The organism is Escherichia sp. F1 (assembly GCF_046764225.1).
Lineage (GTDB): Bacteria > Pseudomonadota > Gammaproteobacteria > Enterobacterales > Enterobacteriaceae > Escherichia > Escherichia coli.
This window is the reverse complement of the sequence record NZ_CP177202.1, coordinates 1489202-1509342: the sequence shown is the minus strand read 5'-3', so window position 1 is coordinate 1509342 and position 20141 is coordinate 1489202. Positions and strand designations below refer to the sequence as shown.

22 protein-coding genes and 1 pseudogene are annotated in these 20141 nt (G+C 52.1%); 8 read left to right on the top strand and 15 right to left on the bottom strand.

The window, feature by feature from the left end; genetic code table 11:
* Positions 1 to 106: 106 nt before the first annotated feature.
* A pseudogene (locus tag ACK8NJ_RS07190) lies at positions 107 to 199 on the bottom strand (hypothetical protein); the annotation flags it as partial.
* Here ACK8NJ_RS07190 and ACK8NJ_RS07185 point away from each other — a divergent pair.
* From ACK8NJ_RS07185 to flk, 6 genes are all read left to right on the top strand, one after another.
* Entirely contained in the window at positions 160 to 960 is an 801-nt protein-coding gene (locus ACK8NJ_RS07185) for a contractile injection system protein, VgrG/Pvc8 family (RefSeq protein WP_244448995.1), read from the top strand. The pseudogene ACK8NJ_RS07190 and the gene ACK8NJ_RS07185 sit on opposite strands and share 40 nt — an antisense overlap.
* Before the next feature lie 42 nt (positions 961 to 1002).
* Complete coding sequence (locus ACK8NJ_RS07180; protein ID WP_000488104.1) at positions 1003 to 1263, top strand: ogr/Delta-like zinc finger family protein; 261 nt, start codon at positions 1003 to 1005, stop codon at positions 1261 to 1263.
* A 191-nt stretch (positions 1264 to 1454) separates the two neighbouring features.
* Positions 1455 to 1595, top strand: coding sequence for a Hok/Gef family protein (locus tag ACK8NJ_RS07175; protein WP_000078920.1), 141 nt, complete (start codon positions 1455 to 1457; stop codon positions 1593 to 1595).
* A 249-nt stretch (positions 1596 to 1844) separates the two neighbouring features.
* Positions 1845 to 2042, top strand: a complete 198-nt coding sequence (locus tag ACK8NJ_RS07170) for a Com family DNA-binding transcriptional regulator (protein WP_001353016.1) — start codon at positions 1845 to 1847, stop codon at positions 2040 to 2042.
* On the top strand, positions 1987 to 2778 hold the full coding sequence (locus tag ACK8NJ_RS07165) for a DNA-methyltransferase (protein ID WP_000215758.1): 792 nt from the start codon (positions 1987 to 1989) through the stop codon (positions 2776 to 2778). The genes ACK8NJ_RS07170 and ACK8NJ_RS07165 overlap by 56 nt, the downstream gene beginning before the upstream one ends.
* A 229-nt stretch (positions 2779 to 3007) precedes the next feature.
* Complete coding sequence (gene flk, locus ACK8NJ_RS07160; RefSeq protein ID WP_000615813.1) at positions 3008 to 4003, top strand: flagella biosynthesis regulator Flk; 996 nt, start codon at positions 3008 to 3010, stop codon at positions 4001 to 4003.
* Here the strand turns inward: flk and ACK8NJ_RS07155 are convergent.
* Together ACK8NJ_RS07155 and fabB are read right to left on the bottom strand one after the other, a co-directional pair.
* Complete coding sequence (locus ACK8NJ_RS07155; RefSeq protein WP_000127789.1) at positions 4000 to 5178, bottom strand: arabinose transporter; 1179 nt, start codon at positions 5176 to 5178, stop codon at positions 4000 to 4002. The two genes, flk and ACK8NJ_RS07155, sit on opposite strands and share 4 nt — an antisense overlap.
* 274 nt (positions 5179 to 5452) lie before the next feature.
* Positions 5453 to 6673, bottom strand: a complete 1221-nt coding sequence (gene fabB, locus ACK8NJ_RS07150) for a beta-ketoacyl-ACP synthase I (protein ID WP_000817178.1) — start codon at positions 6671 to 6673, stop codon at positions 5453 to 5455.
* A gap of 158 nt (positions 6674 to 6831) precedes the next feature.
* On the opposite strand from fabB, the gene mnmC reads away from it, so the two are divergent.
* Positions 6832 to 8838: a bifunctional tRNA (5-methylaminomethyl-2-thiouridine)(34)-methyltransferase MnmD/FAD-dependent 5-carboxymethylaminomethyl-2-thiouridine(34) oxidoreductase MnmC gene (gene mnmC, locus ACK8NJ_RS07145; RefSeq protein ID WP_411962295.1), complete on the top strand. Its 2007-nt coding sequence runs from the start codon at positions 6832 to 6834 to the stop codon at positions 8836 to 8838.
* A 120-nt stretch (positions 8839 to 8958) separates the two neighbouring features.
* Here mnmC and ACK8NJ_RS07140 read toward each other — a convergent pair whose 3' ends face one another.
* Genes ACK8NJ_RS07140 through prmB form a run of 6 tightly spaced genes read right to left on the bottom strand, consistent with a single transcriptional unit; the run spans position 8959 to position 13508 of the window.
* On the bottom strand, positions 8959 to 9237 hold the full coding sequence (locus ACK8NJ_RS07140; protein ID WP_000559764.1) for a YfcL family protein: 279 nt from the start codon (positions 9235 to 9237) through the stop codon (positions 8959 to 8961).
* Between the two features lie 33 nt (positions 9238 to 9270).
* A complete protein-coding gene (gene epmC, locus ACK8NJ_RS07135; RefSeq protein WP_193792595.1) occupies positions 9271 to 9819 on the bottom strand; it encodes an elongation factor P hydroxylase in 549 nt (182 codons plus the stop codon).
* Complete coding sequence (locus ACK8NJ_RS07130; protein ID WP_001545608.1) at positions 9819 to 10628, bottom strand: sulfite exporter TauE/SafE family protein; 810 nt, start codon at positions 10626 to 10628, stop codon at positions 9819 to 9821. The genes epmC and ACK8NJ_RS07130 overlap by 1 nt, the downstream gene beginning before the upstream one ends.
* Entirely contained in the window at positions 10628 to 11452 is an 825-nt protein-coding gene (gene mepA, locus ACK8NJ_RS07125) for a penicillin-insensitive murein endopeptidase (RefSeq protein WP_001043808.1), read from the bottom strand. The genes ACK8NJ_RS07130 and mepA overlap by 1 nt, the downstream gene beginning before the upstream one ends.
* Before the next feature lie 3 nt (positions 11453 to 11455).
* Positions 11456 to 12541: a chorismate synthase gene (gene aroC / locus ACK8NJ_RS07120; RefSeq protein ID WP_001297933.1), complete on the bottom strand. Its 1086-nt coding sequence runs from the start codon at positions 12539 to 12541 to the stop codon at positions 11456 to 11458.
* 34 nt (positions 12542 to 12575) lie between these two features.
* A complete protein-coding gene (gene prmB / locus ACK8NJ_RS07115; protein WP_001306448.1) occupies positions 12576 to 13508 on the bottom strand; it encodes a 50S ribosomal protein L3 N(5)-glutamine methyltransferase in 933 nt (310 codons plus the stop codon).
* A 165-nt stretch (positions 13509 to 13673) separates the two neighbouring features.
* On the opposite strand from prmB, the gene smrB reads away from it, so the two are divergent.
* The gene (smrB, locus tag ACK8NJ_RS07110) at positions 13674 to 14225 is read left to right on the top strand and encodes an endonuclease SmrB (protein WP_000727295.1); all 552 of its coding nucleotides are present in this window, start codon (positions 13674 to 13676) and stop codon (positions 14223 to 14225) included.
* 69 nt (positions 14226 to 14294) lie between these two features.
* On the opposite strand, the gene ACK8NJ_RS07105 is transcribed toward smrB, so the two are convergent.
* The 6 genes from ACK8NJ_RS07105 to ACK8NJ_RS07080 are packed head-to-tail and all read right to left on the bottom strand — an operon-like array spanning position 14295 to position 20093.
* Entirely contained in the window at positions 14295 to 15158 is an 864-nt protein-coding gene (locus tag ACK8NJ_RS07105) for a StfH/YfcO family fimbrial adhesin (RefSeq protein ID WP_328115718.1), read from the bottom strand.
* A gap of 1 nt (position 15159) precedes the next feature.
* The gene (locus ACK8NJ_RS07100) at positions 15160 to 15705 is read right to left on the bottom strand and encodes a fimbrial protein (protein WP_001037532.1); all 546 of its coding nucleotides are present in this window, start codon (positions 15703 to 15705) and stop codon (positions 15160 to 15162) included.
* Positions 15702 to 16181 (bottom strand): fimbrial protein, encoded by a 480-nt coding sequence (locus ACK8NJ_RS07095; protein WP_000826833.1) that lies wholly within the window; start codon positions 16179 to 16181, stop codon positions 15702 to 15704. The genes ACK8NJ_RS07100 and ACK8NJ_RS07095 overlap by 4 nt, the downstream gene beginning before the upstream one ends.
* Entirely contained in the window at positions 16178 to 16669 is a 492-nt protein-coding gene (locus ACK8NJ_RS07090; RefSeq protein ID WP_000826023.1) for a fimbrial protein, read from the bottom strand. Before ACK8NJ_RS07090 ends, ACK8NJ_RS07095 begins: the two co-directional genes overlap by 4 nt.
* 15 nt (positions 16670 to 16684) lie before the next feature.
* Positions 16685 to 17434: a fimbria/pilus periplasmic chaperone gene (locus tag ACK8NJ_RS07085; RefSeq protein WP_000170521.1), complete on the bottom strand. Its 750-nt coding sequence runs from the start codon at positions 17432 to 17434 to the stop codon at positions 16685 to 16687.
* A 19-nt stretch (positions 17435 to 17453) separates the two neighbouring features.
* Entirely contained in the window at positions 17454 to 20093 is a 2640-nt protein-coding gene (locus ACK8NJ_RS07080; protein ID WP_411962293.1) for a fimbrial biogenesis outer membrane usher protein, read from the bottom strand.
* Positions 20094 to 20141 lie beyond the last annotated feature (48 nt).

Here is a 20141-nt window from a genome sequence, read left to right as displayed (position 1 = left end):
GACCAGCTCACCATCACGCTGGATGATGCCGATGGCCAGTTGCAGCTACCGCCACGGGGCGCGCGTCTGACGGTTCTCATTGGCTGGAAAGGGGAACCGCTGACAGAAAAAGGCACTTACATTGTTGATGAAATCGCTCACGAAGGACCGCCGGACAGGCTGACTGTTTCAGCCAGAAGCGCAGATTTTCGGGATGAATTTAACGTTAAACGTGAGGTGTCCTGGCATGATGTGACCGTTGAGCGTGTGGTATCCGCCATCGCTCATCGGTACGGTCTGAAACCGCAAATCAGCGAAATGCTGATGGATATCGAAATCGACCACGCCGACCAGACCGAAGAAAGCGACATGTCCTTTCTTACGCGCATGGCGGAAATGCTGGGCGCAATCACCACGGTAAAAAGCGGTAATCTGTTATTCATTATGCCAGGCGGTGGCGTGAACGCACAGGGCCAGCCGTTGCCATCGTTCGCCATCACGCGCAGCAGTGGCGATCGCCATCAGTTCCGCATTGCTGACCGCGAAGCGTATACGGGGGTACGCGCTTACTGGCTTGATCTTAATTACGGGAAAAAGAAAAAAGTCAGCGTGAAACGCCGCAAACCGCCAAAACCCAAAAAGGAGAAAAGCAGCAGCCGTGAAGGTGATTATATGGAAGGTGCGGAAGGCAATGTGTTTGTGTTACGCAAGACTTATCAGAACGAGCAGGCAGCAAGACGCGCAGCGGCGGCAAAGTGGCAGCAGCTACAACGCGGAGCCGCATCATTTTCCATCACGCTGGCACGTGGACGTGCAGAACTCTACCCCGAAATGCATGGCACGGTAACAGGATTTAAAAGCGAGATTGATAATCAGGACTGGATTATTGCAAAAGCCGAGCACACCATTGATAACAGCGGCTTTACCACGCAGCTTGAGCTTGAGGCAAAAATCCCGGAATGGATAGCGGAAACAGAGTGAGCAACTTAGAATAGCGACAGCACCACGTTAAGGGAGGTCGCTATGTTCCGTTGTCCGCTTTGTGGCGCATCTGCCCGTATCCGCACCAGTCGTCCGGAAAATGATTCAAACACCGTGCGGCAAAAGTATTACCAGTGTAACAATCTGGAATGCGGCGTATGCTTCTCAACACTGGAAGCTTTCCATAAATTCACATCAAAACACGCCTCCGGCGTTCACTCTTCAGAAGATATCCCGTGGCATGATCTGCCAGCTTCACACAGGGGAAACAATCAGATGAGTTTGCCTTTATCTCAGAATTAACAGGCAGAATTGCCGGAGTAACAAAAAAGCGATAGATTACGCGCGGGTGCCTTTCGGCTGATGGTCGGAGGGAATACCCGAAGGCCAGATGTGGAAAGGCCCCGGAAAACATCTCTGTTTAACCGAGGCCCTAACATATCTACCTTAAGCAAGTGATAGGTTAGCGCCTCTCCAACAAAGGAGCAAGCGCTATGTCGCAAAAATCGCTTACGGCCATCACGTTCTGCGTGACGGTAATCCTCATCATCTGGATGCTGCACGGTTCGCTGTGTGAAATACGGATGAGCTTCTGGGGAGCGGAGTTTGCGGCGTTCTTACAGTGTAAGCAGTAAGGAAACCGCGACGGGGGAGCAATCCCCCGTCAATCGGTTGCTAAGGTTGGCTGAAGTGGCACCCTATCTCTCAGACATGAACAACAAACCCGCAGCGTAAAAACTGCGGGTTTTCTTTTTGCTACCCTCACAAATGAGGGCACCATACATAAGCAATAGGCATAACAGATCGATGCAATAAATCCGATCGATAAAAACGATCGATTTGTTATCATATCGGCAGCAGTAACCACACAAGAGGTGCCGCAAATGACGCAAAATGTACGATGCAAAAATTGCAACAAACTACTTGCCCGCGCCTCATTTCACTACATTGAAATAAAATGTCCGCGCTGCAAAACACTTAACCAGATAACGAGAGCCATCGAGCACCCCACACACATGAGGAGTTATGACCGTGGGGATCGCAATCCAGCACCAACCAGCACATACACCGGAACACACTAAGGTTTATCAGACTGACAATGCCACGCTCTGTCGTGGGAATGCGCTGGAAATATTGCCGCTGATTGAGCCAGAAAGTATTGATGCCTTAATCACTGACCCGCCTTACAGTTCGGGCGCGACACACAAGGCCGGACGCACCAACCAGGGCAGCCACGCAAAATATCTGAACGGCGAGAACCTTCATCGCTTTGATGGGTTTGCGGGTGAAAACATGGATGCCCGTTCGTGGGCTTACTGGACACAATTATGGATGGCACAGGCACACCGCGCAGTCAGGCCGGGCGGTTATGCCCTGGTATTTACTGACTGGCGACAACTGCCAGCTTTAACCGATGCGTTTCAGGCCAGCGGTTTTACATGGCGTGGAATCATTGCGTGGAACAAAGGAAGGGGGTCACGAACACCCCATACGGGGTATTTCCGGCATCAGTGCGAATACATCGTCTGGGGCAGTAAAGGCCATTTAGGTAAATCGCCTTCGGGACCGTTCGACGGCTGCATGACGTTCCCGGTTATCCCATCAAAGAAAATGCACCCGACCGGAAAACCAGAAGAACTTATGGCAGAACTGGTCAGGACTGCGAATAGTGGTGGAACAGTCCTTGATCCTTTTATGGGATCGGGAACAACGGGTGTGGCTGCACTGAAAGCAGGACGCAAATTTATTGGTATAGAAACCAGTGATCATTATTTTGATGTAGCAACACAACGGCTCAAAACGGCGATCGAACCATAAGACAAAGCCCGCAATGTTGCGGGCTTACTCTACCTCTCGAAAATGTGGTCACTGCGTGGACATACGCTGATACAAATCCTTTTATATCAAGAAATTAAATCTTTGTTTTTTTCATCAACAAGGATTTTCACGTTTGTGTTACCTGTATGAGACGAGAGTTAACCGGACAAGTGTGCCATAATCTCGCGGCCAGGCATACTTGCGAAGATTTCAGGTATAAGGATACGTAATGATACAACCTATTTCCGGCCCTCCTCCTGGGCAACCACCAGGTCAGGGAGATAACCTGCCGTCTGGCGCGGGCAATCAGCCTTTATCCAGTCAGCAACGTACTTCGCTGGAAAGCTTAATGACGAAAGTGACCTCACTGACGCAACAGCAAAGAGCAGAACTGTGGGCGGGTATCAGGCACGATATTGGTCTGTCGGGAGATTCACCGCTGCTTTCGCGTCACTTCCCTGCCGCTGAGCACAATCTGGCGCAACGTCTGCTGGCCGCGCAAAAAAGCCATTCTGCCCGCCAGCTTTTAGCGCAATTAGGGGAGTATTTACGTCTGGGGAATAATCGTCAGGCGGTCACGGATTATATCCGTCATAACTTTGGTCAGACGCCGCTGAATCAGCTCTCACCGGAGCAATTAAAAACCATTCTAACCCTGTTGCAGGAAGGGAAGATGGTTATTCCGCAACCGCAGCAGCGCGAGGCGACCGACCGTCCGTTATTACCGGCGGAGCACAATGCGCTCAAACAGCTGGTGACCAAACTTGCGGCGGCAACGGGAGAACCCAGCAAGCAGATCTGGCAATCGATGCTGGAACTTTCCGGGGTGAAAGATGGTGAGTTAATTCCAGCGAAACTGTTTAACCATCTGGTGACCTGGCTACAGGCGCGTCAGACGCTAAGCCAGCAAAATACGCCGACGCTTGAATCACTCCAGATGGCGCTAAAACAACCTTTAGATGCCAGTGAACTGGCGGCGTTATCGGCATATATCCAGCAAAAATATGGCCTTTCTGCGCAATCATCGCTTTCTTCTGCCCAGGCCGAGGATATTCTTAATCAGCTTTATCAACGGCGGGTTAAAGGGATTGATCCGCGTGATATGCAACCGCTGCTTAATCCTTTTCCACCGATGATGGACACGTTGCAAAATATGGCAACGCGTCCCGCGCTGTGGATACTGTTAGTCGCGATTATCCTGATGCTGGTCTGGCTGGTTCGTTAGCCCCGACGAAATGACAGTATCGTGACAATAATTCCCAGCACCGCAGAGATCGCCCCGGCAAGAAATACCGAAGAGTAACCAAACGTGGTCGCCAGCATTCCCGCCAGCGGCCCGGAGACGCCGAGGGCGATATCCTGAAACGCGGCGTAACCGCCCAGTGCGGTGCCGCGAACTTGTGACGGTACGCGTTTAACCACCTCCACGCCCAGCGCAGGAAAGATAAGCGAACATCCGGCTCCGGTTAACGCCGCGCCCGCTAATGCGACCCACGCACCTGGGGCTTGCCAGAGCAGCAACAAGCCCACCGTTTCTACAAGCAGAGAGACAATCGCCACTTTCACGCCGCCAAAACGGTCCGGCATCCAGCCAAACATGACACGCATCACGACAAATGCGCCGCCAAACGCGGTAAGAGTAAAGCCCGCCATCGCCCATCCTTTGCTGGCAAAGTAGAGCGAAACGAAAGTCCCGATAACCGCAAAACCAACGCCTTGTAGTGCCAGACCTAACCCTGGTTTCCAGATAAGCCCGACAACACTCCACAGCGATGGACGTTCTCCCGCCAGGGCCGGTACTTTGCGCACTGTGCCATTACAGGCCCACGCCAGTAAGGGTAATGCCATTGTGGTGAGCGCCAGTGCGGCAAAACCGTAATGGCTATGAATCAATAGGCCAAGCGGCGCACCAACAGCGAGGGCACCGTAAATCGCCATTCCGTTCCATGACATCACTTTGCCGGAATGTTTTGGCCCAACGATGCCTAATCCCCAGGTCAGAGCGCCCGTCAGTAACTGGCTTTCGCCAAAGCCAAGAATCAAACGCCCGACGACCAACAGGGCAAATTTGAACGGTGCGGAGACGGGCAAAATCGCCGCCAACAGCAGCGCGCCGCCAGCCAGACCGCAAGCTAACATCCCCTGAAGCGCCGAACGTTTTGCGCCATATTGATCGGCCAGTCGCCCGGCGTAACCACGCGTCAGCACCGTAGCCAGAAACTGAATGCCGACGGCAATACCGACCATGGTGTTGCCATAGCCCAGTTCATGATGAACAAACAGCGGGATAACCGGCAACGGCAGCCCTACGGTCATGTAGGTGAGAAAAACCGCAAAAGCGATGCGGAAGAGCGAAAAATTGGCAGAAGATCGTGTTTCGGTTTGGCTTACAGCAGTCATGCATTACTCCAGAATGCAGCGCAAGGCGAGGAATTTCCCCGTCTCATCTCTCTGGTTTCAGGGTTACGGTGCGTTGGCAGGAATTAACGCGTACGTCTTTTCAGAAGGAAATCGACAAAGCGGGAAGTTTGCCTGGAACAGGCGGCGATTGTCAATAATGTGAAAAAGGGAACCATCGGGTTCCCTTTGGCGTTAGTGCCGGAGGCCGCATTGGCGCGTAATGTCGGAGGCGACGCTGGCGCGTCTTATCCGACCTACTCCGGCCTACTGCGAATTAATCTTTCAGCTTGCGCATTACCAGCGTGGCGTTGGTGCCGCCGAAGCCGAAGCTGTTAGACATAACGGTGGTCAGTTCGCGATCGGTCGTTTCGGTCACGATGTTCAGACCCGCAGCCTGCTCGTCCAGCTCTTCAATGTTGATGCTCGGGGCGATAAAGCCGTGTTCCAGCATCAGCAGAGAGTAGATAGCTTCCTGTACGCCAGCAGCGCCCAGAGAGTGACCGGTCATTGCTTTGGTTGCAGAAATCGCCGGGCTCTTATCGCCGAACACTTCACGGATAGCCGCCAGCTCTTTCACGTCGCCAACCGGAGTCGAAGTACCGTGGGAGTTCAGGTAGTCGATTGGGGTATCAACACCGTGCATCGCCATCTTCATGCAACGCACTGCGCCTTCGCCAGACGGAGCAACCATGTCTGCGCCATCAGACGTTGCGCCGTAGCCAACGATTTCAGCGTAGATATGAGCACCACGTGCCAACGCGTGTTCCAGTTCTTCGACCACCACCATACCGCCGCCGCCAGCGATAACGAAACCGTCACGGTGAGCGTCATAAGTACGGGAGGCTTTTTCCGGGGTGTCGTTGTATTTGGTAGACAGCGCCCCCATTGCGTCGAATTCGCAGGCCATTTCCCAGCACAGCTCTTCGCCGCCGCCAGCAAACACGATGTCCTGTTTGCCCAGTTGGATCTGCTCTACTGCGTTACCGATACAGTGTGCGGAGGTCGCACACGCGGAGCTGATGGAGTAGTTTACACCGTGAATTTTAAACGGCGTGGCGAGGCAGGCAGAAACGCCAGATGCCATCGCTTTGGTGACCACATACGGGCCAACCGCTTTCAGGCCGCGCGGGCCGCGCATTGCGTCAGCGCCGAAGACCTGGAAACGCGGGGAACCGCCGCCGGAACCTGCAATCAGGCCAACGCGCGGGTTATTCTGGTAAGCTTCCGGGGAGAGGCCAGCATCTGCAATTGCCTGCTCCATAGAAAGGAATGCATAAATGGATGCGTCGCTCATAAAGCGCACAACTTTGCGGTCAATGAGGCCAGTGGTATCCAGTTTTACGTTGCCCCAGACGTGGCTACGCATGCCGGAATCCTTCAGCTCCTGAGAGAAAGTGATCCCTGAACGTCCTTCACGCAGAGATGCCAGGACTTCCTGCTGGTTATTACCGATGCTGGAAACAATGCCCAGGCCAGTAATCACTGCACGTTTCATTCAATACCTCTGTAAGTCGCACATAGAGTAAGTTTCGAATGCACAATAGCGTACACTTGTACGCCGAACAAGTCCGATCAGCCAATTAATAGAGAAATTTGCGCAGCCTGACACACATCGCTAAGATCGAGCCACCGCCTGTAAGACGAGTAACTTACGTGAAACACTACTCCATACAACCTGCCAACCTCGAATTTAATGCTGAGGGTACACCTGTTTCCCGAGATTTTGACGATGTCTATTTTTCCAACGATAACGGACTTGAAGAGACGCGTTATGTTTTTCTCGGGGGTAACCATTTAGAGGCACGTTTTCCTGAACATCCACATCCTCTGTTTGTGGTAGCAGAGAGCGGCTTCGGCACCGGATTAAACTTCCTGACGCTATGGCAGGCATTTGTTCAGTTTCGCGAAGCACATCCGCAAGCGCAATTACAACGCTTACATTTCATCAGTTTTGAGAAATTTCCCCTCACCCGTACTGATTTAGCCTTAGCGCATCAACACTGGCCGGAACTGGCTCCGTGGGCGGAACAACTTCAGGCGCAGTGGCCAATGCCCTTGCCTGGTTGCCATCGTTTATTGCTCGATGAAGGCCGCGTGACGCTGGATTTATGGTTTGGCGATATTAACGAACTGACCAGCCAAATGGACGATTCGCTAAATCATAAAGTAGATGCCTGGTTTCTGGACGGCTTTGCGCCAGCGAAAAACCCGGATATGTGGACGCAAAATCTGTTTAACGCCATGGCCCGGCTGGCGCGTCCGGGCGGTACGCTGGCGACATTTACGTCTGCCGGTTTTGTCCGCCGTGGTTTACAGGAAGCCGGATTCACGATGCAAAAACGTAATGGCTTTGGGCGCAAACGGGAAATGCTTTGTGGGGTGATGGAACAGACATTACCCCTCCCCTGCTCCACGCCGTGGTTTAACCGCACGGGCAGCAACAAACGGGAAGCGGCGATTATCGGCGGAGGTATTGCCAGCGCGTTGTTGTCGCTGGCGCTATTGCGTCGCGGCTGGCAGGTAACGCTTTATTGCGCGGATGAAGCCCCCGCGCTGGGTGCTTCCGGCAATCGTCAGGGGGCGTTGTATCCGTTATTAAGCAAACACGATGAGGCGCTAAACCGCTTTTTCTCTAATGCGTTTACTTTTGCTCGTCGGCTTTACGATTTATTGCCCGTCAAATTTGATCATGACTGGTGCGGCGTCACGCAGTTAGGCTGGGATGAGAAAAGCCAGCATAAAATCGCACAGATGCTGTCGATGGATTTACCCACAGAACTGGCTGTTGCGGTCGGGGCGAATGAGGTTGAAGGCGTTACAGGTGTAGTAACAAATTGTGGCGGTATTACATATCCGCAAGGTGGATGGCTGTGTCCAGCAGAACTGACCTGTAATGTGCTGGAACTGGCGCAACAGCAAGGTTTACAGATTCGTTATCAACACCAGTTACAGGATTTATCCCGTAAGGATGACTGTTGGTTGCTGAATTTTGCAGGAGATCAGCAAGCAACGCATAGCGTGGTGGTACTGGCGAACGGGCATCTAATCAGCCGTTTCAGCCAAACATCGTCTCTGCCAGTGTATTCGGTTGCCGGGCAGGTTAGCCATATTCCGACAACGCCGGAACTAGCGGAGCTGAAGCAGGTGCTGTGCTATGACGGTTATCTCACGCCACAAAATCCGGCGAATCAACATCATTGTATTGGTGCCAGTTATCATCGCGGCAGCGAAGATACGGCGTACAGTGAGGACGATCAGCAGCAGAATCGCCAGCGGTTGATTGATTGTTTCCCGCAGGCACAATGGGCGAAAGCGGTTGATGTCAGTGATAAAGAGGCACGTTGCGGTGTACGTTGTGCCACCCGCGATCATCTGCCAATGGTAGGTAATGTTCCCGATTATGAGGCAACACTCGTGGAATATGCGTCGCTGGCGGAGCAGAAAGATAAGGCGGTAAGCGCGCCGGTTTATGACGATCTCTTTATGCTTGCTGCTTTGGGTTCGCGTGGTTTGTGTTCTGCCCCACTGTGTGCCGAGATTCTGGCGGCGCAGATGAGCAACGAACCAATTCCGATGGATGCCAGTACGCTGGCGGCGTTAAACCCGAATCGGTTATGGGTGCGGAAATTGTTGAAGGGTAAAGCAATTAAGGCTGGGTAACCAGCTTTGGCATTGTTTGTCGGATGCGGCGTGAACGCCTTATCCGACCTACGTGTGACGTGTAGGCCTGATAAGACGCGATAAGCGTCGCATCAGGCATGGTGCTCCAGACGCCGCAACTTACTGCTGTGACGCCTGCTGAAACAGGTTTTCCCACATATCGGTCACCAGCGCCTGGTCACGCGGCGACAATTCACCGGCACCAATAGCTTTTTCCAGACTCTGGCTAACGGTTGTATGTACCGCCTGGGCGGAGTGGTCATCACCACTTTCCAGTTCTGCGATGGCTAATGTCAGGTGGCCACGCAAATACCCACTGGCAAACAACTCATCATCACTGGCATGGTCAACCATACCGTCGATTAATGCCAGAATGCGTGATTCAAACTCCGCGATCATCTTCTTTCCTCATTGTAAAACGTGGCGCTGGCTTTAGTTGAGCGCTTCCGGCCACGGGAACTGTTCCGCCGTAAGTTCCGGCGTGTGATAATAATTTTGTAATGCTTTAATGAAGCGTGCCGGGCGTTCAGGAATGCCGTTTTCCAGATAATCCATCACCTGCGCATATACCCGCCGTTGAAACACCACGCGATCCGGTTCGAAATCCCCTTCCAGATTGTCGCAACTGACGTTAAACGGATATCCCGCCGCCACGCAGAACAACCAGTCGAGCGCCTGCGGCTTCACTTCAACATCTTCAAACTGGCTTTGCGTTTGGGCATCGCGTCCGTCCGGGCAATACCAGTAGCCGAAATCAACCAGCTCACGGCGCGCTTTTCCGGCAATACACCAGTGCGAAATCTCATGAATTGCGCTGGCATAAAAGCCATGAGCAAAGACGATTCGGTTATACGGTACTTCCGCATCAGCAGGAAGATAGATCGGTTCGTCGTCGCCTTTAATCAGACGGGTATTAAAATCATCGGCAAAGCAGCTATTAAAAATTTCAATCAACTGCTCGTAGTGGTGTGTACTGTTCATTAGTTCATCCCCAACCAGTGGAGGAGCTCCTGTCCGTGGCTATCATAAAGTAATTTGGCACTCATAACCGCCGAGACGATAACGATCATCGGGCGGATCAGCTTTTGTCCTTTGCTCAACACCAGTCGTGAACCCATGCGCGCGCCGAGGAACTGCCCCACCAGCATGACAAAGCCCGTCGCCCAAATCACTTTGCCGCCGAGAATAAACAGCAGCAGACCGCCAATGTTTGAAGTTGCGTTGAGTAATTTGGCATGAGCCGTGGCTTTGGCGAGGTTGAATCCGCACAGCGTAACGAAGGCCAGCGCGTAAAACGATCCGGCAGCCGGGCCAAAGAATCCATCGTAAAAACCGACGCAGCCACCGGCAATTAACGCGAAAGGTAGTCCGTACATCCGGCGCTGGCGATCTTCTTCACCCAGCTTTGGCATCAGCAAGAAATAGAGGCCGATACAAATCACCAGAATGGGCAAAATCTGCCGTAAGACATCAGCCTGAACATACTGCACCAGCAGCGCGCCACTCATTGAGCCGACAAAGGTCATGGCGATATTGAGTTTCTGATCGCTTAAACTAACCACTTTGCGGCGAATAAAGTAGATAGTGGCGGAAATAGAGCCGCCGCAGGCTTGCAGTTTATTGGTTGCCAGCGCGTTAGCGGGAGACATCCCCGCCGCCATCAATGCCGGAATAGTGAGTAACCCACCGCCACCAGCAATCGAGTCGATAAATCCCGCCAGCATGGCGACAAAAAAGAGAACTCCCAGCAACAGCGGGGAAACCATAAACAGGCTATTAAACGTTTCCATTAGATCACGTGCTCATCCAGTAGCGCCTGGCAGGAAGGCGGCAACGGAGGCGGTGTCTTCTTCTCAGGCTTTGTTGTTCCCGGTTTTGGAGGTTCAAACCAGCTTTGCAGTTCTGCCCCACAACCATCGCCCGGTGGCGGTAAAGGTTGATCTTCACACTCCAGACTATCGGCAGGACAACGTAATCGTACATGCATATGCGCGCGATGCTGGAACCAGGGTCGCACTTTGCGCAACCAGTCGCGATCGGTGCCCGCATCAAGGCAAAGTTGTTGTTTAATCGCCGGATTAACAAAAATGCGCGTGACGTCTTTGTCCTGGGCGGCGAGTTTGATCAAGCTGAAAATTTCCGGCTTCCACAGCGTCGGGACAACGTGTTTACCGTCGCGGGAAACTAAATCTAACGCTTGTGGGCGCAAGAGCTGCGCGGAGGTCCAGCGTGTTTTTGGCAGTTGCAGGAAGATATCGACATCCAGTCCGGTCTGGTGGCTGGCGTGACCGCCGTTGAAACGACCACCAGCAGGCATCCCCATATCGCCAATCAGCACCGTGCCCAAGCCCAGATTGCTCACCTGGCTACTCAGACGCTGGATAAACATCACCAGATCCGGGTGTCCGAAATAGCGACGCTGATCGGTACGCATGACCTGATAATGTTCGGACTGTATCGGCAGCGTGTCAGCACCGACGATACAGCCATTAGAAAAACTGCCTATCGATTGTGCGCTACCCGGCACAGGTTGGGTTATTTTTTGCCACGGCGTCGCTGCCAGGCTGGCGCTACTGGCAAGCAGGGCCAGCAGCGCAATCGCGGTTTTGTTCATTTTTTACCAGCGTGGAATATCAGTCTTCACATCGGCATTTTGCGCCCGTTGCCGTAACAGGTGATCCATCAAAACGATCGCCAGCATCGCTTCTGCGATCGGCACCGCACGGATCCCGACACAAGGATCGTGACGGCCTTTGGTGATCATCTCAACTTCTTCGCCAAAGCGGTTAATGGTACGCCCTGGCACGGTAATGCTGGAGGTCGGTTTCAGCGCCATATGGGCAATGATTTGCTGCCCGCTGCTGATGCCGCCAAGAATGCCGCCCGCATGGTTGCTCTGGAAACCGTCTTTGGTGATTTCGTCGCGGTTCTGGCTGCCACGCAGCGCCACCACGTCAAAACCGTCGCCAATTTCCACGCCTTTCACCGCATTGATGCTCATCAGCGCATGGGCGATGTCGGCATCCAGGCGGTCAAAGACCGGCTCGCCAAGTCCGGCGGGGACGCCACTGGCAACAACGGTGACTTTCGCACCGATGGAGTCGCCCTCTTTTTTCAGCGCGCGCATCAACTCGTCTAACGCGTCAATTTTGTCGGGGTCCGGGCAGAAGAACGGATTTTGCTCGACCTGCGACCAGTCTTTGATTTCCAGCGGAATGTCGCCCATCTGGGTCAGGCAACCGCGAATCTCAATGCCAAATTTCTCAGCGAGATATTTTTTGGCAATCGCCCCTGCCGCCACGCGCATGGCGGTTTCACGAGCGGAAGAGCGCCCGCCGCCGCGATAATCGCGCAGGCCGTATTTTTGTTCGTAGGTGTAATCGGCATGGCCTGGACGGAAAACGTCTTTAATGGCGCTGTAATCCTGAGAACGCTGGTCGGTATTTTCGATCAACAAGCCAATGCTGGTGCCAGTAGTAACACCTTCAAAAACACCGGAGAGTATTTTGACCTGATCCGGCTCGCGGCGCTGGGTGGTATAGCGCGATGTCCCAGGGCGACGACGGTCGAGGTCATGTTGCAGGTCCGCTTCCGTCAGCGGAATGCCTGGCGGAACACCATCGACGATGCAGCCGAGCGCCAGCCCGTGCGATTCGCCGAAGGTGGTTACGCGAAAGAGTTGTCCAATTGTGTTTCCAGCCATCACGGCTCCGTTATTGTTGTGTTTGCGTGTTTACTTAATCTTTATAAATCGCGAAATGTTCACGGGCCGCCAGCAGTTGCTCTTTGGTGAGCATAAACACACCATCGCCGCCGTTATCAAACTCCAGCCAGGTGAACGGAACATCCGGATATTGTTCCATAAGATGTACCATGCTGTTGCCCACTTCACAAATCAGCACGCCATCATCAGCGAGGTAATCTGCCGCGTTTCCGAGAATGCGACGCGTCAGTTTCAGGCCGTCGGTGCCAGATGCCAGGCCCAGTTCCGGCTCGTGACGGTATTCGTTTGGCAGGTCGGACATATCTTCCGCATCGACATACGGCGGGTTGGTGACGATCAGGTCGTACTGCACTTTCGGCAAGTCACGGAACAGATCGGACCGAATAGGAATGACGTTGTGGATCAGACCGTGTTCTTCGATGTTCTGTTCAGCAACCGCCAGCGCGTCGGGAGAGATATCTACCGCGTCGACTTCCGCTTCCGGGAAAGCATAAGCACAGGCAATCGCAATGCAGCCGCTTCCGGTGCACATATCCAGAATGTGCTGCGGTTGCTTGCTGATGAGTCCGGCAAATTTATTGTTAATCAGTTCACCAATCGGCGAGCGCGGCACCAGCACACGTTCATCGACGTAAAATTCATGACCGCAGAACCAGGCTTTGTTGGTCAGGTAGGCCACCGGAATGCGCTCGTTGACGCGGCGAATTACGCGCTCAACAATACGGTGTTTTTCGCTGGAGGTCAGACGCGCGGTGCGCATATCTTCCGGGATATCCAGCGGCAGGTAGAGTGAAGGTAACACCAGTTGCACGGCTTCATCCCACGGGTTGTCAGTGCCGTGGCCGTACCAGATATTCGCCGCGCTGAAGCGGCTCACCGACCAGCGCAACATGTCCTGAATGGTTTGCAGCTCATTTACTGCTTCATCAACGAAAATTTTATCCACGTATTCCTCCAGGGCATGATCGCAATAATTTCGGCGGCTAGTTTGCCATGAAGATGACGATAAATCAGCATTCACGCGCGGTGAGTGAGGAAAAATACGTTTAAAACGATCGATTGCGCTACGAGTCGGGTAAACTGTAGGAAAATTAGAAATAGAGACAGATAAATGAAAAAGAAAATAACACTTAGCGAGGAGGACCAGGCTCTGTTTCGCCAGTTGATGGCGGGGACTCGCAAGATTAAGCAGGACACGATTGTCCACCGACCGCAGCGTAAGAAAATCAGCGAAGTGCCAGTGAAACGGTTGATTCAGGAGCAGGCCGATGCCAGCCATTATTTTTCCGATGAGTTTCAGCCGTTATTAAATACCGAAGGTCCGGTCAAATATGTTCGCCCGGATGTAAGCCATTTTGAGGCGAAGAAACTGCGCCGTGGCGATTATTCGCCGGAGCTGTTTTTGGATTTACACGGTTTGACGCAGCTGCAAGCCAAGCAGGAGTTAGGCGCATTGATTGCCGCCTGTCGCCGCGAACATGTGTTTTGTGCCTGCGTGATGCATGGTCATGGGAAGCATATTTTGAAGCAGCAAACGCCGCTGTGGCTGGCACAACATCCGCATGTGATGGCATTTCACCAGGCACCAAAAGAGTACGGTGGTGATGCGGCATTGCTGGTGTTGATTGAAGTGGATGAGTGGTTGCCGCCGGAATTACCGTGAATGCTGGCATCGAATGCCTGATAAGACGCTTCAGCGTCGCATCAGGCATCAGTGCACAACGACGAACTACTACAGCATATTCAGCACGTACTGGAATCGACAGGTAGAATCAATAGGTTGCCGCGAGGTGGTATCCACGCGAAGCACCATATCGTGAAGCTCTTTGTCGGTAACGGGGTGACGATTCGGTGTTACCGTCACTTTAGCATTGTCACAGCCCGATGAGGTGAAGGTGAGCATCTGCGACACCCAACGACAATAAGCACCACGATCGTCAGCATCGCCAAATTTGCTGCCGTCACACACTTTGCCGTCTTTCATCAGATAGGTGGAGAGCGTTTTTTCAATTATCCCGCCGGTAGACTGGAGATTTAACGCCTTATCACGCACAACCCGACTTTCATTCCAGGAGACATCATAAGGCCCCAACGGTATAGCCGGACAAGAAGAGTTACTGACTGTAGGTCCGGAATAGGTTCCTGGACCAGGGTCTAAAGGTAGACGGCTATCAGCATGTGTCGAAACCAGCCACGGGCAACCATGGACGCTGGAGTCTTCCTTCCAGACTTCAATTCGCGTTTCATAACAAATCCAGTCACTATAACCAGAACGACTATCAAACTCGTCAAGCCCGGAGCATGATGATTTACCGATCTTGGTCATAGATATCAGTTTTAATGATGGTGCAGTCCCCGGTCCTGTCCAACTGATATTTTCCATCCATCCCGTCATCAACCCGTAACTATCTGGTGGTTTATAGCTACCGTGGTTGACGGAGTCAGGAGTGAGAACATCGAGATAATAAACAACTTTTGTAGTATGCGTTGAATATCCAATGGGGGTATACAATGTTGCAACAATGGTATTCGCCTGTACTGCTGAACTGAAAAAGAACAACATTAGCAGGCCAAAAGTCCAGCGTATTATTTTCATCTTAAATGTACTCAAACGTTGCGGTTAACTGGGCAGTAAAATCACCGGGTGTTACATCACGCCCCTCTTTTGCCTGTAACCATGCTCTGAAATTAAGACTGTTATTGCCATCATTCAGCACAAAGGTCACTCCCGTCGTGTTATTAATAGCAACAGCAGTACCATCAGTAGTTTCCATACCAATGCCTACGCCCTGTGCACCGGAGGTATCATCCAGAGCCAGAAATCCCGGTTGCCCACTGTCTTCTGTTCCGGTCAGAGTAACTTTTACGCTGTACTGCGCTGGCCCATGGCAATCTTTCAGGCGAAAAACCACCGGTACACGATCGGACTGACCGCGCACCATCAAATCTTTGTGGCTGATATCAGCAAACTGTACCTCTGCCAACGTTCCAGCCTGTTCCACCGGAGTACAGGTTTTGCTCATCAGGTTGCCGTAAAAATGCAAATTATTAGCTGCCAGTGCTGAATGACTCACCAGCACCAGCACACCGCCCAACAGAAGGGTTTGCACCCTGATACATTGATATTTCTTCAGTTTGTTCATTGATAATCCACCTGCAATGTGGCGTAAGCGGAAAAGTTACCGTCAGTCAGCGTGGCATCGGAAGCTTTTACAGGTGCGGCCTTCAACTTCGGCAGGTTGGCGGGTGTCACGTTAAGCGGGGTATTCAGCTTAAAGGGCTGACCGTTTTGCTGGAGTTCAATCCCTAATCCCGTGACATCCGTCTGAATCGCCGCATCGTTATAGTTGGTCTGTGTACCGGTCCAGGTTAGCGTCATTACCCAGGCGTCATCGGTAATATCAGGGTCACACGTTATCTGGTACGGAACATCTTTGCGGTAATTTACCCCGTCAATATTGTCGATAATGACGTCGATAAACTGGATCTCAATATCATCACCATTGCTGACGGTGCAGACCGGAGGTTCGATCAGCGTACCCGTGAAGGTGATATCTTCCGGTGCGGCATGCGTTATGGTGCAAAAAGCGGATAATAAAATTAACGAGAGTCGTTTCATTGGTAATCCACCACCATTGTCATGCTGGCGTTAAACTGTGCGCCTGTCAGCGTCACGCCATTCTGTTTGACTGGCACTGCTTTTAGTTGTGGCTGGCTACTGACGCTAAATGGAGTCCAGGTATTGTCGCCAATCGCAAACAGAGAGTTATCTGCTGCATTTTCAATACGAATGCCAAACCCGGTAATTCCCGTGCTTAACACCGTTTCGCCATTGATCGTGGTGGTTGTGCCCTTAAACTGCATCTGAAGGTCATCGCTCAGGCTATTGGCACAGTTCAGGGTATAACCTGCATCTTTGCGATATTCAGTACCATTGATTTTTTTGATGATCACATCACCAAAATCGACGTTACTGCCTTTTACGGTACAAGGAGGTGGTGGGTCTACCAGTACGCGCAATGTCAATGGCACACTTTTCGTTTCACCGGCAAGAGCACTGCCCGTAAGCAGCACTCCTCCCAGCCCGGCCAAAAGTAGTCGTTTCATCTCACACTCCCGGCCTCAGCCTTTGCGGCTCTGCTCTTCATCAACCTGGCAACTGTTACCGTTGCAGGTGAAAAAGAGCGGCATCCGAGCGCCATAGTCGTTGACATAGGTCAGTACCGGCACACTCCCCATCTTCACATTCAGCGGTGCAGAGGTTTTCGGCGACATCACTATAGGCGAGAAACCGGCTGCCGGATTGCCATTTTTCTGTGCGCTGGCATTACTGAAAATGACGTAATACGGCGTCGGGTTATTGACAGTAAATTCCTGACCGTTGCGGGTTAAGGTCACTTTATGCTGCCACGGGTTTTGCGTGGTGTTTTTTTCCAGAGCTTTCGGTCGCCAGAAAAGTTTGATACGCGTCTGAAGAGCGATTTGTAGCGTGTTGGATTTGTTCGATTTCGGCGGAATTTCGCGCACGTTGAAATAGAACATCGATTCCCGATCGGCAGGTAATTTATGAATATCCGGCAGGCCCTGAATTTTAACCTGGCCATTCATCATTGCTTCAATGCGCTGTACAGGCGGCAATACCGCCAGCGGCGAGCTGATCTTGACGCCCTTTTCATCTTCAATCCAGCTTTGCGCCAGATAAGGCAGTTTGGGGTCGTTATTACGCAGCGTCACACTGATAGATTTATCGCTTTCATTAAAAATCAGGCGAGTACGATCGGGCGTTACTGACGCCTGGGTAGAAAAACTTACCGTTGCTGCCAGTAACGACAGTACCGTTGTCAATGTTTTGGCAGAGAGATATTTAGTCATGGATCATTCCTTAATCACGTTATTGGTTCGATGAAACAGACATCGGCGGTTCCATTGGTGTCACCTGTTGTGTCTGCTCCTGAATGACGGGTTGAATATCATGCGGTATGACGGGAGAACTTCCCCCCTTTTGCTGGCATAGCAACAACAAGCCATTGAACAGGTCATTCGGTAACGGGTCTGGCAGGCTGATACCGCAGTGAGATTCACCCTCCCAGAAAACGGTCATATGTTCACCCGGTTTAACGCCTGCCAGATAAACATTACCTTCGTCATCAACCAATCCAACTTGTTGTTGATTATCGTTTTTCACTTCCGCCCCAAATGGCGGATGGCTGCCATCCTGCAAGCGCAGCACTGCCATCGCCTTCTCACCGCTGATCACCGCAAATTTACGGTAGCCAATAGCGCCTTCCGTCAGCGTTGCCTGAACCACTGATTTTGTAGCTTCAGCGTTTTCCGGCAGTTTGTTCAAATCGATATAAGCCTGGTTGCGGTAGTAATCATTCACATCAGCCACCACCGCTTTGCCGAACATGTTGGTATAAACGGCGGAACCATTACCTTCAACCGGCACATTAGCAACGCCATCAGCGTCGATTAACAGACGTGTACCGCCCATGTTTTGTGTACGATGCAGCGCCCCGCCGTGAGCGGTCAACGTTGCCCCGCCCTGTAAAGAGATCCCCGCTGAGGTGTATTGCCCTTCATGGTAGTTGGCACTGAGATCCACTTTTGCCAGAGTACCATCGTGGCTGTAGTAGCCATCCACGCTGCTGTGGTTTTCGCTGGTTCCGGCGCTTAACGTGTAGTGGCTGGCGTCATCAATGCGGTGATACAGACTCACCTGATTGCTGTCGGCACCGCTGCCATAGTTGCCGTTGTAACTGATAGTGCTGTTGTCGCCCCACGGCAAACTTAAGGACAGATAAACACCCTTGTCGGCACTTTTATCGTATTCGTAGCGATAACCGGTCAGAGAAACGCTCAGGTTGCGAAGGCTTCCTAAATTGAAATAATGAGAAAGCATCATATTGTAGTTGGTCTGATCCTGGCGATCCCAGTAGGTATGGTGGGAATAGTTGAGATAGACCGAAACGCGCGCATCCGTGAAGTTCTGGTTATAGGTGACCGTATACATCTCTTTGTCGTTACCGGTGCGCGCCCGGTCGTCGTCGTTCGCATCCAGATACTCGCTCATGGTCATGTAGTTTTTTTCAGAGAAGCGGTATCCAGCAAACGTCACCCGACTGTTGAGTTCATCAAAATCTTTGGCATAGCTGACGCGATAAGAGTTGCCGTCCAGCGTTTTGTTGCCATACACGCTGTTATCGTCGAGTTGAACACGAGAGTGAGTGACATCAAACGCTAACGCGCCTAACAGCGCCAGGTCACGACCGAGGCCCAGCGCCGCCGACTGGTAGTTTTCATCGGCTAACGCACCGCCGTAGAGCGACCAGCCATTGGCAATCCCCCACGATGCCTCGCCGCCCGAGAAGAAGCTACCTGCAACCTGATGGTCCCAGTTTTGTGGACGCCCCATTGTCACTTTATAACGCACCTGGCCGGGGCGAGTCAGGAATGGCATGGACGCCGTGCTGACGTCGTATTCTTGTACCTGGCCGTTTTGTTCTTCAATGCGGACATGCAGCGTGCCAGAGACGGAATCGCCAATATCCTGAATGCGGAATGGCCCTGCGGGCACCTGGGTTTCGTAAATGACACGGCCCATTTGGGTTACAGTCACTTTAGCGGTAGTGTGTGCAACACCTGAAATATCGGGGGCGTAGCCGCGCAGGTTTGGCGGTAACATTTGATCATCGGTACTGATGCTGCCGCCAATGTAACTGAAACCATCAAAAATATCGGAGTTGAGGTAATCTTCGCCCAGCGAAAGTTTGGCTTTTAATGACGGCAAGGCGCGCCAGGCGTAGTAACGACTCCACTCCCAGTTTTTTTGCGTACCGCTATCGTCAGTGTCGCCGTCATCGTTACTGCGGGTATGCTGATAATCGCTCTGCCAGTCAGCTCGTAAGCGCCACGGCCCAACGTTAACGCCGACCGTACCATTACCGCTGATGTCGTTAGTGTCATCACCCCCATTTTCATGTCGGGTTTGCGCGTTGATACTGTAATCGGCAATAAGCCCAGGGATACCGTCATCCCAGCGCGAAGGCGGGTCCCACTCGCTGTCGGTATATTCCAGATAAGCCTGCGGTACAGAAACAAGGAGTGCAGACTGGCCTAAATCGCCGCTAATTTCTGTACCTGCTAAAAGTGCCGTATTCAGACACTGACCATCGCGGATCCATTGCAAATTCTTCGCAATATCTTCCTTCAGACCAAACTGGGCAACCAGCTCTGGCGATAAGCAGGCATATGATTTATTCGGATCGTTTTCAGTTGCGTACCAGTAGATATCGTAGTCGTCAGGTAACGGCTGATTATTTACATGAACACGTAAGTTATATTTTCCCGGTTCTACATAGCCTTTTTGCGAAAAACGCCCCAAATCAATTTTGGTATTGCCTTTTAAATCAAGAAATCGGCCATCAAACTGAATGGTATCGTCTGCCAGGGCATTAAATGGACTTCCAGAAATTGCCAGAGCAATCCACCACGAAAGCCCCCGTAAACGGAGAAAAGAATGTTCTGGCATCGGCGTATCCATCCATGATTTTTTATAATTTAGTTATTTGGTAGTTAT

Bases quoted from the DNA above. Each gene is read 5' to 3' on its own strand.
- ACK8NJ_RS07180 (WP_000488104.1), top strand. From the start codon at position 1,003: ATGTTCCGTTGTCCGCTTTGTGGCGCATCTGCCCGTATCCGCACCAGT.
- ACK8NJ_RS07175 (WP_000078920.1), top strand. From the start codon at position 1,455: ATGTCGCAAAAATCGCTTACGGCCATCACGTTCTGCGTGACGGTAATC.
- ACK8NJ_RS07170 (WP_001353016.1), top strand. From the start codon at position 1,845: ATGACGCAAAATGTACGATGCAAAAATTGCAACAAACTACTTGCCCGC.
- ACK8NJ_RS07165 (WP_000215758.1), top strand. From the start codon at position 1,987: ATGACCGTGGGGATCGCAATCCAGCACCAACCAGCACATACACCGGAA.
- flk (WP_000615813.1), top strand. From the start codon at position 3,008: ATGATACAACCTATTTCCGGCCCTCCTCCTGGGCAACCACCAGGTCAG.
- ACK8NJ_RS07155 (WP_000127789.1), bottom strand. From the start codon at position 5,178: ATGACTGCTGTAAGCCAAACCGAAACACGATCTTCTGCCAATTTTTCG.
- fabB (WP_000817178.1), bottom strand. From the start codon at position 6,673: ATGAAACGTGCAGTGATTACTGGCCTGGGCATTGTTTCCAGCATCGGT.
- ACK8NJ_RS07140 (WP_000559764.1), bottom strand. From the start codon at position 9,237: ATGATCGCGGAGTTTGAATCACGCATTCTGGCATTAATCGACGGTATG.
- epmC (WP_193792595.1), bottom strand. From the start codon at position 9,819: ATGAACAGTACACACCACTACGAGCAGTTGATTGAAATTTTTAATAGC.
- ACK8NJ_RS07130 (WP_001545608.1), bottom strand. From the start codon at position 10,628: ATGGAAACGTTTAATAGCCTGTTTATGGTTTCCCCGCTGTTGCTGGGA.
- mepA (WP_001043808.1), bottom strand. From the start codon at position 11,452: ATGAACAAAACCGCGATTGCGCTGCTGGCCCTGCTTGCCAGTAGCGCC.
- aroC (WP_001297933.1), bottom strand. From the start codon at position 12,541: ATGGCTGGAAACACAATTGGACAACTCTTTCGCGTAACCACCTTCGGC.
- smrB (WP_000727295.1), top strand. From the start codon at position 13,674: ATGAAAAAGAAAATAACACTTAGCGAGGAGGACCAGGCTCTGTTTCGC.
- ACK8NJ_RS07105 (WP_328115718.1), bottom strand. From the start codon at position 15,158: ATGAAAATAATACGCTGGACTTTTGGCCTGCTAATGTTGTTCTTTTTC.
- ACK8NJ_RS07100 (WP_001037532.1), bottom strand. From the start codon at position 15,705: ATGAACAAACTGAAGAAATATCAATGTATCAGGGTGCAAACCCTTCTG.
- ACK8NJ_RS07095 (WP_000826833.1), bottom strand. From the start codon at position 16,181: ATGAAACGACTCTCGTTAATTTTATTATCCGCTTTTTGCACCATAACG.
- ACK8NJ_RS07090 (WP_000826023.1), bottom strand. From the start codon at position 16,669: ATGAAACGACTACTTTTGGCCGGGCTGGGAGGAGTGCTGCTTACGGGC.
- ACK8NJ_RS07085 (WP_000170521.1), bottom strand. From the start codon at position 17,434: ATGACTAAATATCTCTCTGCCAAAACATTGACAACGGTACTGTCGTTA.
- ACK8NJ_RS07080 (WP_411962293.1), bottom strand. From the start codon at position 20,093: ATGCCAGAACATTCTTTTCTCCGTTTACGGGGGCTTTCGTGGTGGATT.